This is a genomic window from Bremerella alba (genome assembly GCF_013618625.1).
GTDB classification, from domain to species: domain Bacteria; phylum Planctomycetota; class Planctomycetia; order Pirellulales; family Pirellulaceae; genus Bremerella; species Bremerella alba.
Genome location: NZ_JABRWO010000002.1, coordinates 261,994 through 273,889, shown reverse-complemented (window position 1 = coordinate 273,889; position 11,896 = coordinate 261,994). Strand labels below are relative to the sequence as shown.

The following is an 11,896-nucleotide window of genomic DNA, read 5'->3' as shown; positions in this document are numbered from 1 at the left end:
CAATCACGATGAGGCCGAAGAGGTCGCTGGCGAGGTGGAGCCACGATTCACGATCCAGGCCAACCACGACGGCATCGCCGCCACGGTCATTTCGACAATAAGTAAAACGATGACCAGTCCGATCAACCACTGCCACCACGCATGGCCTGACATCGGCAGTCCGCTTCCGCCGACCACTTCCGAACTGTCTTGCCAGCGATATTGGGGAGGCAGATTGAGCCCGGCAAATTGCTCTTCATCGAGCCGTGTGAGCTGCGATTCCCAGGCAGTAGGCGTCCCACTGATCGGGATGCGAAACTGCGATCTTCCTTCTGCGGCGTCTCCTGGTGTTCCGCTGGGTTCTCCGTCGGATAGCCAATAAACACCAGCCGAATCGAGATTGTCGATCAGCACGCCTCGGGTCTCTTCGTTGAGAAAGCGAGGAGAAACGGAGCGGACGATACCACTATCTGGGGCAATCAGTTGAATGCTCGAGTCACCCACGCCAGGCGGAATCGGTAGCAAAGCCGTTTCACCCACGTCGAAGTTGTAACGCTGAAACGTCGATGCGAGTTGATTCCTCAGTACGCGATCGAAGATCAAGACCGCATTGGTGCTGGGCAAGGTCGACCACTGCGAGCTGACACCGGAACTAAAAAATACGATCCGGCCAGAACCCACATGCCGCTCGATCACAAATTCAATGCCGTTATCAAACTGGGCGATCGTGGTGGCCGGGATGCTCGCGGTTGGGCTATCCGACTGGTCGTCTGGCCGCTCGATCGTCGAGACCGGTGGCGTCCAGGAGAGCCACTTTTCTTCGAGCGGCGGCATGCTGCTGGCCGTATTGCTGGTCGCAAGTGTGTTGGTTTCGTCCGTGGGGACGACGGTCTTGAAGAAGAGAGCATCGGTGTAGAGATCAATCAGCTGAGTCTCTTCTAGATCGGCCAGACGAAAATAAGAGTGATCGAGAAGTCCTTTGCCGGAAATGCGAAACGGCTGCAGGTCGTCTGAAAATTCACTCAAGCTTTGGCCGACCGCCGATGGCTTTAGCGGTTTGGGAAGAATACCCCGGCCCCCTTGCCAGGCGACATCATTCCACGCATGCGGATCAAAGTCTCCTCCGGCGGCAATGGCAAGTTGCCCCCCTTGTTCGACATACGACCTGAGCATGCTGACCAGTTCGACCGAGGGAGACTCAATACCGGCAATCACCGTCAGGCGAGCTTCTCGCAAGGCCGCTTTCAGGGGTTCCCCTTCCGCTTCACGCTGCGAAAGGTGAATGGGGCGGATGAGGTGCTGCTCTTCGCGACTTGAGTCGGTTTGAGGGCATAATAGCTGTCGCAGGATCCATGTTTCGCCAAGTCGACCTAGTGCCGGGGACTCTTCGGTGTCGCTCCACTGATCGATGAAAACAACCGGCGTCGAAGCGACCAACGGAACGACGAGCGAACGTGAATCATCGGCCGGAAGTGCGTCTCCGGCGATGGAAACGGTTAAAGGAATCGACGACATGCGGCCTGGGTCGACTTCCATCGCGTCGAAGACATAGTCGAACGCTAACGTCTGAACTGAATCGCCTTCGGGGAAGTCTGCGAACTTGGTTTCCACTTCGTTGTCGCGAACTTTGAACGAGACCGCGACATTCGATCGTGGCTCGTCCCCTTGGTAGCGAACGCGAGCGACAATACGTGTCGGCATGCCAATTTCAGCCATCCCATCCGGCAGGCCGAATTCTTCCACCCAGGCATTACCAGGCGTGCTGGCATCGGTGCCGACTAGAATCACCGGCATCTCTTCCTCAGGCGGATTGCCGCGAGCGAGACGCTGCCACTGCGATGCTTGCTGGTCGCCAAAGACAACCACGTAAGGAGAAAGCGACGGCGTTTGTTCTGCCAGGCGGCGAGCCTGATTGAGCGCGTGGGTCAACTCGCCAGGGCCATCGGTCGCGACGATCTTATCAATCGCGTCGGCGGCGTCGGTGCGGGAAGTGAACGGATCGGAAATGCGTCGCGACTGGGCACCACTGAGCGCGATCACCGAGATCTGACTTGCCGAGGGAAGCTTCTCGAGGAACTGCTTGGCCTGTTGACGCGAGGTCTCGAGGGCCGAGCCTGAGATCGATTCAAGCGAATTGCTCATGCTGTTATCGAGCACCAATATTGCGTGGGGCGGCTTCGATGTCCCTGGCAGTGCTGAATCGGCACTGGAAAAGTATGGACGTGCCAGGGCCAAACCAAACAGCAATAGCGCGAGCGCCCTTAGGGCCATCAGCAGCAAGTCGCGAATTCGCAGTAGACGCCGGTTCGACTGCATTGCTTCCAGCAGAAAATCCATCGCGGCCCAGTGGACCGTGCGATAGCGATTCCGATTCATCAAGTGAATCAGTGCCGGTCCGGCCATGACAATGGCACCGGCAATCGCGAATCCAGAAGCTAAGAAGTATGGGAACATGAACTCTTGGTGTCTGTGCTAACGTGACTTAGTGATTAGCGGCCGGCATCTTGTTGGAACGATTCGATACGGCCTTCTTGCAGGATCGGCAGATAGCGATTGGGCATCGCCAGGATAAAGCACCCAACCGCCGTACCGTATAAGTCGCCAGGCATGTTGTTGACATGGGCACCGGCGTGCCACATTCCATGATATCGCAGATCTTCGGGGCGATTGAACTGCGATTCAATGACCGCATCGCGGAGGGTCGGGTAAGAACGCTTCCAATCCTCGCCACCGGTCTGATACAGTGCTTGTCCGACGTAGTACAAGGTATAGGCATCAAAGGGAAGTCGCCCGTTGCCCTTGTTTTTCTTTTCTTTTAGCTTCGCAATCTCGGCGTGAATGACTTCCATGTTTTTCGCGATTCGCCAGTCATCGTATTGGCCGAACTCTTGCAGGCAAACGACCCCTGCGGCCGCCATGGCCAGCGAGGCCTTGCCGCCGTGACGCGTGTAAGTGAACTGCCCTGGGTACTTTTTCTGTTCGGCTTCGGCCGCATCGCGAGAAACGCCTTCGGGGCTGTAGTGTTCGCGTACACTACCGATGGCCAGGTCGACCACCTCGGGGGCAACTTCGATGCCGGTATCCATTGCGCTGCGTAGGGCCTTGGCCTGCATCACGGCCAGGCTCAGGTCGTGCCCATTGTCTCGGCGGACTGCGCGATAATCCCAGCCGCCATCTTCGGCCTGGGTGAATGCAATCAGTTTCAGCGCGCGATCTAGTACTGGATTAATCCGCGTGTCGTGGGTCATTCCGTGGGCTTGCCCCAGAACGAACGTTGTGAGCCCGTGGTTATACATGTCGCGCTGCGCGTCGGCGATATTCAGTAAGCCGGAAGGGCGGGGGCTGGAGAGGATTTTGTTGATCGCTCGATCCAGTGGTTGACCATACTTGCCGCGGCCTGGGGCGTGGCCGTCGGCCATAAACGCAAGCGCCCCCATGCCCACCAGGCCCAGATCGTCCGATTCCCAGTCCCCATTGGGGCCCTGGTTTTCGGCAAGCCAATTCAGGCCCTGCTCGAGTGCCTGACGGCTTTCGGGAGTGACTTCCCACTCTCCTTCAGCCACGGCGCGCGTACCGCCGGTAGCGCTGAGCACTAAGAGGGTCGAGAAGATCAATATTCGGGAAAAGGACATAGCCTGGCCCAGGAAAAGGGGTGCGCCAGTAGTTTCATGCGCTCGCCGACCCGTTGGGAAATTGGCCGTGCTAAGCGTCATCTCTGACTAGCTATGCCATAGGGAAAGGGATCGTTTCAGGAAAAATCGCCGAGTGAGCAAATTTCAGAAGAATTACCGCGGAACGCCTCGAATGATCGCTAAACTGCTGAGGCCTACTCGACCACCATCACCTGACGTTCATCCTTTTTCTGGTCCTCGTGAAACCAGAGGAACCACTTCTCCGCTCCATAGAAAAAGGGGCCAGCGGCCGGAAGTTCCTTGCCTGCGACTTCGGTCGATTGAAGCGGCTGGACTTCGCCAGAGAGAACATCGACACGAACCACTTGAAGGGTCGCTTTACCATCTTTTTCGACAGGCTTGTGGTAGGTCAGGCCAATTAGCGCGTCTTGCGTTCGGTGCCACGATAGCAGATTCTCTGGTTTTGCTATCTGCGAGGCCACTTTACCGGACGCTTCCGACACGAGAAGCCAACGGTCGGTCTCTTCGACCAGCAGCGTCTCGTCGTCCAATAACTCAATGGATTGCACGTTGGTGGCCGGTATGGTCCAGCGCAACGTACCGGTGGCCACGTCGAAGCACTCCAGGCGAAGCGCACCGGCATGGAACGAAATGGCCTGGTTTCCGAAAATCTCGATGTTGCTCAGCTGCTGACCTGACCAACGTGAGTCGATCTTTTGCGGAAAGGTCAACTGCTTGCGGACCCACTGCAAATGGCCAGAGATATCACACGATGCCAACGCTCCTCCCAGATCGATCAAGAGCTGCTCGCGATGGGCGACGACGTTGCCAATGCCCCGGTCGAACCATGTATCGCGAATGCGAAACAGCGGATGACTGTCGAGAATTTCGCCTGTGGTAAGATCAACCCGCGAAAGTCGCACAGCAAAAGTGGACTGAGAGACCTCGCGAAGCGTAACGATGAGGACTCGGCCTTGTACCGAAATTGGATCGGTGGCCAAGACCATCTGGTCGTCGAGATTGGTCACCCAACGTTGGTCGCCCGATTCTCGATCGAATCCATACAGGGCGAACCCTTTCTCATGCAGCATCCGCGTGACCACCATATCGCCAACAATCAAAGGGACGCAGCGCGTGTAAGGGTAGTCGTGCGCTTTACCACGGTCCTTATCACGCTGCGATCGCGTCCAGATTTCCTTTTTATTTTTCAGGTCGAGCTTTGCGATCTCGAATCGATTGCAGATATACGCTTGGTCTCCTAACAGCGTCATGCCCAGGGCCTGCCCATGCCAATCGAAATTCGTTTCTTTCACGGCCGATGGAACTCGTCCTGATTCGCGCCCCCACGATCCTTTCAGGGTGAAGCCGGTCGGGTTGATCGAAGCCATCTCTGGCCACTTGGCATGGGCCCCTAGAGCAGCATCTGTCCGGGCAACCTCTTGCTGGGCTGTCTGGGCTGTGCGGATTACGCCTGTTTGGTCGATCAAGGAACTGGCTGTGAGGGTCGTCGAACCAATCGAGATCGGCTCGGTTGGTTCGGCCTGATCCCCTGACGGCATGTGACCCAGCATCAACAGCCGGGCATCGACCTTAGACTTCAATGGTCCGTCAGCCGAGCGGGCCGCTTTAATGTAGTGCTGCAGCGAAGAGGCAAAGTCGCCGGCCGATGTGGCTTGATCGCCCAACCACAGATGCGCTTCGGCGGCGGCCTGGGTGTCGAAGAACTGCAGTGTCACCAGTTCGACAATCTTGCGGTCGCCGCGCTGAATCGCGGAGTTCACCCGCAATTGGGCCAGATCGGAGTGCTCTTTCTCCATCTGATCTTGCAGGGCCTCGTGATTTTGCACGGCCATTTGAATGGCCGCCGTCACCGAGAAGAGGTGATCGGGGTCGCTGCCAGAAGGGGCCAGGCCTTCCGCGGCAGACTCTGGAATTTGCGTGATCAAGCGACAAGCATCGGCGATGGCGTCGCTTTCGAGCGCGGCGTTGAGTTCGGCACTGATGTTGTACGCTTCCTTGCTCAGGTCTTCGACCAGCAACGTGGTCGAGCGTCCTTCGGTCAGGTAATCGGCGGCTTGATTGGCCCGGCCCGAATGACGCACGGCAATGCCGCCTGCCCAGTTGATGATGGGGAACTCGCTTCGCAGCTTGCGGGGATCGTGCGGGTAATATCGACGCATCGCTTCGCAGTTGTCGAGGATGTCGTTCCAGCGCCCCTGTTCAATCGCCATCAGCATTTCGGCATTGAAACGCTCTTGCGAAAAGTATCCCATCGCATCGCGATTGATCGACGCCTGGTTCAACAGTTCGCGACGAAATGCAGCGTAGTTTTGTCGCTCTGCGGTGGGAAGCTGCTCTTCAAAGAGCTTGCCTAGCTGCTCTTCGCACCACCCCATGAATCGCCGCTCGTTATGTCCCAATGGCCAGGTCCTGGTCAGGGCCAGCATGTCTTGAATGACCTGCCGCTTTTGGGCGTTGTTGGGGGCTGCTTGAATCGCCTCTTCGCATAGTTCGGTCATGTGCTCGTACGATGCGCCGGTGCACCCATAACGGCGCAAACGCGTTGCCAGGTCGGCCGGCAGCTTCGATCCGTCAGGTAAGATAAATGGCTCTTCGGCATAGGGAGATTCGCCCAACTCTTGCCAGGTTACTTGCTCGACCTTTTCCCAGTGCGGTTGGGGAAAGAGACCCGTGAGCCCGGGAAGCTCGCGCACGACCAACTTCTTAATCGTAAGGCGGTGATCTCCTTCGACTTTAGCGGCGGAAATGCCAATGTGGTTGTAGACCCCTTTGGTGTCGTTGTCTTCGCTAGAGAGCAAGGCCCAGTGCTGGCCGTCGAGACTGATCCAGCCGCGGACTTGGCCTCCACCGGCGAGTAGGCGAATCCAAACATGGTCGCCTACCTGCGTTGCCGGATGATCCAGTGGATCGCGGTCGACCTGATGGCCGGAATCCCAGATGTGTGAAAAGCGCGCGTAGAGTTCATCCGTCTTGCGATTCCGGTTGAAGACCAGGCCATCCTTCGGGGCCGGAGCCTCCGCCATCTTTCCTTCATCCGGCGTCTTGGCTGGCTGCGTCAAAAAGACTCCGTGCGAGTGATCGACGCCGGTTAGTTCAAGTTCGACCATCCGCATGCCATAACCGGGAATCGGCACACAAGCCCAGCTATGGTCCTTGGGGTTGTTGCTCACTAGGGAAAGCGTGCCATCCTGGTTCTTTTCCAGGGTGGTCTGCTCGGCCAATTTCGACTGCCAGGACAGGTCGGCGGTTTGCTCGATCGCGACTTGCTGCGGGTACTCGGCTTGCCCCTGCGGCAGGTCTTTCAAAGGCCAGAGGTTCATCCGACGAATGATCGATTCGCCCTCGATGTAGATACGATCGGGCACCGACGGCAGCGGCGTACGAATCACCTCCACGTCGCCGCGGTAGAAGACCAGTTCACTTGTCGCGTCGTCGTAATAGAACGCTACCGGGCGATAGTGCCGTGCCGGTCCGCGATGCTCGCGGTAGCCGTCGTTGGCTTGCAGACGCAGGTTCTTCGGTTGGATGCCATCGTCGCCAGGGGTCATTGCATAGGCATACCAAGGAGAATAATCGTGCTGATGCCGGACGACGCTTACCCCTTGGTCGCCGCAGTAGAAATGAAACCGCACACGATGGATATCGGACATCTCGAACCGCAGTGCCGCTTGCGAAGGAAGCTGCCCACGCAGACGAAACCAGCCCTTCATTTTAGTTTGCGGACGATCACCGTCGCGAAACTCTTGGATTTCTGCCGGAAGTTTGTCGGAAGCTTTGGTCAGCCACGAATCGTACTGCGATCGCGTTAATGAATCGCGCCGATCGGCTTCCGGCAGGGAGGTTAAATGGGCGAACGTTAAAGGAGCCACGTCACGGGGAACGAGGGCTTGCTCGACTTCCGGCAAGTCTTGCTCGGTCGTTTCTGGCTCGCGTGACTGGTCTTCCGTTTCGACGGTGTCCGTTGCGGGAACTTCCTCAGGCTTATCGGATGTGCTCGGATCTGGGGCAGCTTCGGGCTCGCGCTTGATAGGACGCTCTGACTTCTCGGCGTCTGCCGGGGCATGGTCGAGCGTTTCCGAGTCGTCGGTCGCTGCGATGTCGGTAGCAGATGCCCCTGCTTGAAGCTGATAGAAAACACCCAGGCCGACGGCTGCGACCAGCAGCAAGGCGATCGCCAGGCTAAACACCCAACGCGAGCCAGCATTTTGACGCTGCTTGCGCTGCATTACCTTCTGCACGAACTGATCGGGCGTGTCGCCGGAGGCCCCTAACGCGTCGACCAGATGGTGATCCATCTGAAGACGTTCAGACAGCGCATCGCGCAGTTGGGGTGATTCCGACAGCTGAGCGCGGAGTTGGCGAATCTGATCCAGGGTTAGGTCGTCGATCGGGCTCTCTTGCACGAGTACGATCAGGTCTTGTTCATTCATCCGGGGCGTTTTGCGACTTTCGTGTGACGCACACTTTGAGGGCCTGGCGAGCACGGAAAACGAGTAGCTTGACGGCCCCTTCGCTACGCCGCATCTTTTCGGCAATCTGAGCCATCTTGAGCCGTGCGAAGTAATGCATTTTCAGCGCTTCGTGGGCCGAACTGCCGAGTGTCTCGATGCACGCATGAAGCCAACCGTGCACGACGCGATAGTCCGAACTGTCGTCTTGGGTCAAACTGTCAAGTTCCAAGCAAAGCTCGGTCCATTCGACTTCCTTCCGGCGCTTGTGGCGACGAATGTGTTCGCGTAGGACGTTGCGGGCCACGCCTATCAGCCAAGGCCGCACCGGCACGTCGCCGCGAAAGCGAACTTTGCCGGCCAGGCACCGCAGAAAGACTTCCTGGCATAGGTCGTCAGCGTCGGTCGGGTCGACCATCCGCGAGCGGAGGTAGCCAAAGACAAACCCTTGTTGTCGCTGCACAAACGTGCCCAGCGCTTCGCGATCGTTGGACTGCAATGCCTGGATAAGCAGCGCATCTTCTTCCGCCGTTTGCATACGGTCGTAATGCACAAAGGCGGATTCGGTTTGAGACGCGGCACTTTGTGCGTCGGAAACCGTCTTTGTTGCGGAAGGGGGTAAAGGCATCGCGTCACTCGGTAGGAATTAAGCGGGAGTCGATCGAATTATCGATCGCATGTCAATCATATAAGATCATGGACAAATCCCGCAAACGATTCGTCAGATTCTTCCGACCAGTACATAAGAAAGCGGAGCCATCGTGGGGACGGCTCCGCTTTTTCTCGTTGCAACAATCATTCCGCGGATCGGAACTAAATCAAGTCAGCCCAACCTTCGCGGTACTTCGGCTTGATGATTTCCGCGACTTCCGGAGCGTTCTTAGCTTCCAGGTTCTTCGCATCCCACTCGATGACCTTACCCTTGCCAGATTCGCCGGTGGTCCAGACGGACAGGTTACCCAGCAAGATGGTTTCGGAAAGTGGGCCAGCGTAGTTCGGGAAGTTCGACATAGGCTCTGGACCGCCATTGATGCCGTCGACGAATTCCTTGAAGTGACCCGGCGAACGCGGAATCGATTCTTCTGGACCTTCGTAGTCCTTGAACTTTTCTTCGGGTAGCAAGTTGAACTTGGCACCGTAATCGTTTGGCGAGTAGATCTTGCCGGCGTCGCCAATCAACAGGCTACCACTGCTGGACAGCTTGTTATTGCTCAGCGGCAGGTCCTTGGTCAGTTCTGGGGAAGGCAGCTTGCCGCCGTCGTACCAGTACATGGTAACCGGAGCACGACCAGCGAGTTCTGGGAACTCGAACTTGATGACCGACCACTTCGGATAGGTTTGGCCGTTGTGACCAGACGATTCGGCTTCGACCGAAATTGGGTCACGCAGGTTCAAGCCCATGAAGGCCATGTTGAACGTATGGCAAGCCATGTCGCCCAAAGCACCGGTACCGAAGTCCCACCAACCACGCCATTTGAATGGGTGATAAGCATCGGCGTATTCACGGTAAGGAGCCGGACCGATGAACATTTCCCAATCAAGCGATTCAGGAACTGGCTGTGTTTCTGGCTTGGCGACACCTTGCGGCCACACTGGGCGGTTGGTCCAAACGTGAACTTCGTTCACATTGCCAATCGCGCCACCTTGGATCAGTTCCGCAGCACGACGAACACCGCGTTCGGCAGTACCTTGGTTACCCATCTGAGTAACAACTTTGTTTTCCTTGGCGATTTCGCCCAGGCGACGTGCTTCCCAGATGCTGTGGGTCAGCGGCTTCTGCGTGAAGCAATGCTTGCCCATCTTCATCGCCATGGCGGAAGCCGGAGCGTGCGAGTGGTCTGGGGTACTGACAGTAACGGCGTCGACCTTGTCGCCCATTTCAGTCAGCATTTCGCGGTAATCGGTGTAGCTCTTTGCGCCGGGGAAGCGGGCACCCGCTTGTTCCAGACGTTCTTTATCGATGTCAACAATCGCTACCATGTTGCCAGCGCGGCCAGCATCATTCGAGTCGCTCGAACCTTTACCACCGATACCGATGCTGGCGAAGTTGATCTTCTCATTGGGGGATTTCGTATCTTGGGCCTGCACGCCAGCAGCAGCCCAGAAGCCAGCACCGGCGGCTGCCGTCAGCTTCATGAAGTTACGACGATTCTGGTTGGAACGCATGTACTAATCTCCTCGTTGAATTGCGAATCCGTCGCTTCTAGTGGGCCGGGTGCTCAAGAAAGAAATACAAAGCGGGCCGGGCCGAAGAAGCGGTGATTGACTAAAAAAGGAAAGGCTGGAAAGGAAACCAAGGTGGTAGGATTTGGCGACATCTCAACCATGACAGCACGCTAGGTACAGACCCCTCACGTGTTGCCTATGTTGTCAACTTAGCGATTAGGTACACTTTATGCAATAAAACCCGGCACAGAAAACCAAGATATTCGGACTATTTTCCAATGCAAAATCGGGAAAAGATGACGTCCAGAATGTCATCGGTGTAGACAGCACCTACCACTTCGGCAAGCTGCGAGATGGCGTAACGAATCTCAGAAGCAATCAACTCTTCAGATTGATATCCCGAGATGCCATCCAAACAGGTGGTAAGCGCCCCAAGCGTCTGTTCGATGGCCCCCAGGCAGCGGATTGCCGAACTGGGCACCATTGCGTCTGCGGTAAGCTGTAGCTCCGTAAGTTTCGCTACGATTGCCTTTTGGAGGCCTGGGACACCACTACCTGTTCTGGCACTGGTCGCATGCGCGGCAAATTCTGGGCTTACTGGTTCGGGCGTATCACACTTCGTCGCGACCATAAGGGACTGATCGACCGGGATTCTTGCGCAGAGTTCACGATCTTGATCCGTTATTCCTACTTCGGCATCGACACATAGGATTCCGAGGTCACAATCTTCAGTGGCAAATCGGGTTTGGTCGGCCATGAATTTTCGGATTACATCACCATCCTCGAACGCTTCGTGTCCGGCCGTATCGACTAACTCGAGATCGATGTTCTCCCAACAGACCTTCCGGGTGATGAAGTCACGCGTCGTCCCAGAGATTGGAGAGGTGATGGCCTCGTCCGATCCGGCCAGCGCATTGAACAAGCTACTTTTGCCGGCATTGGGCAGACCGAGAAGCACCACCTTGGGAATCGACTGGTTTGTCGTCCGCGATCGGATTTGATCGCGGAGCTTTGCCAGCGAATCGTGAATCTGGGTAACACGCATCCGCAGTTCTTCCATCTCGATGAACTCGATGTCTTCTTCGACGAAATCGAGACCTGCTTCCAACAGTGCCAACAGTTCGATTAAGTCGTTGCGCGCGGCTTGTAGCGGGCCAGACAGTCCGCCGGATAGCTGCCGCAGCGCCGCTTGAAAACGCTGCTCGCCGTTGGCGTCGATCACACCCAGCACGGCTTCGGCTTGGGTCAGATCGAGTCGGCCTGCCAGAAAGGCCCGCATGGTGAACTCGCCCGGTTGGGCCAGGCGGGCGTTAGCGCGGCGCAAGTCGAGCAGTACCAGATCGGCGATGGCTCGGCTTCCCGGCAGGTGAATCTCGACCTGCGGCTGTTTCGTATAGCTGCGCGAAGTGGGCCAGATCCAAAAGTCGGCTGTCAGTTTTCGCTCGCCAGGTAGGCAGATCTCGCGAGGCACGACCTGCGAGGTATTGAATGACGTCTCGTTCGGTTGTGTCGTGATACTCAACGCGATGCGGACGGCGTCCTCGCCACTTAAGCGGACGATCGATCGGCTGCCAATGCCCGGCGCGGACGAAATCGCAACGATCGTTTGTTCCAGGTCCAACGACTCTGTCCTTTCGACTTAAGTCGGAT

The 11,896-nt window shown here is 57.0% G+C and carries 6 protein-coding genes; all 6 read right to left on the bottom strand.

All coding sequences use genetic code 11. The features are described 5' to 3' along the window. Positions 1–3: 3 nt before the first annotated feature. Positions 4–2,433: a BatA domain-containing protein gene (locus tag HOV93_RS04265; RefSeq protein ID WP_207395225.1), complete on the bottom strand. Its 2,430-nt coding sequence runs from the start codon at positions 2,431–2,433 to the stop codon at positions 4–6. 35 nt (positions 2,434–2,468) lie between these two features. Continuing rightward, positions 2,469–3,611: a squalene--hopene cyclase gene (locus HOV93_RS04260; protein WP_207395224.1), complete on the bottom strand. Its 1,143-nt coding sequence runs from the start codon at positions 3,609–3,611 to the stop codon at positions 2,469–2,471. A gap of 194 nt (positions 3,612–3,805) precedes the next feature. Further along, complete coding sequence (locus HOV93_RS04255) at positions 3,806–8,062, bottom strand: outer membrane protein assembly factor BamB family protein (protein ID WP_207395223.1); 4,257 nt, start codon at positions 8,060–8,062, stop codon at positions 3,806–3,808. Further along, entirely contained in the window at positions 8,055–8,708 is a 654-nt protein-coding gene (locus tag HOV93_RS04250) for an RNA polymerase sigma factor (RefSeq protein ID WP_207395222.1), read from the bottom strand. Before HOV93_RS04250 ends, HOV93_RS04255 begins: the two co-directional genes overlap by 8 nt. Before the next feature lie 185 nt (positions 8,709–8,893). After that, positions 8,894–10,246, bottom strand: coding sequence for a Gfo/Idh/MocA family protein (locus HOV93_RS04245; RefSeq protein ID WP_207395221.1), 1,353 nt, complete (start codon positions 10,244–10,246; stop codon positions 8,894–8,896). Positions 10,247–10,514: 268 nt separating this feature from the next. Continuing rightward, positions 10,515–11,867, bottom strand: a complete 1,353-nt coding sequence (locus HOV93_RS04240; RefSeq protein ID WP_207395220.1) for a tRNA modification GTPase — start codon at positions 11,865–11,867, stop codon at positions 10,515–10,517. Positions 11,868–11,896 lie beyond the last annotated feature (29 nt).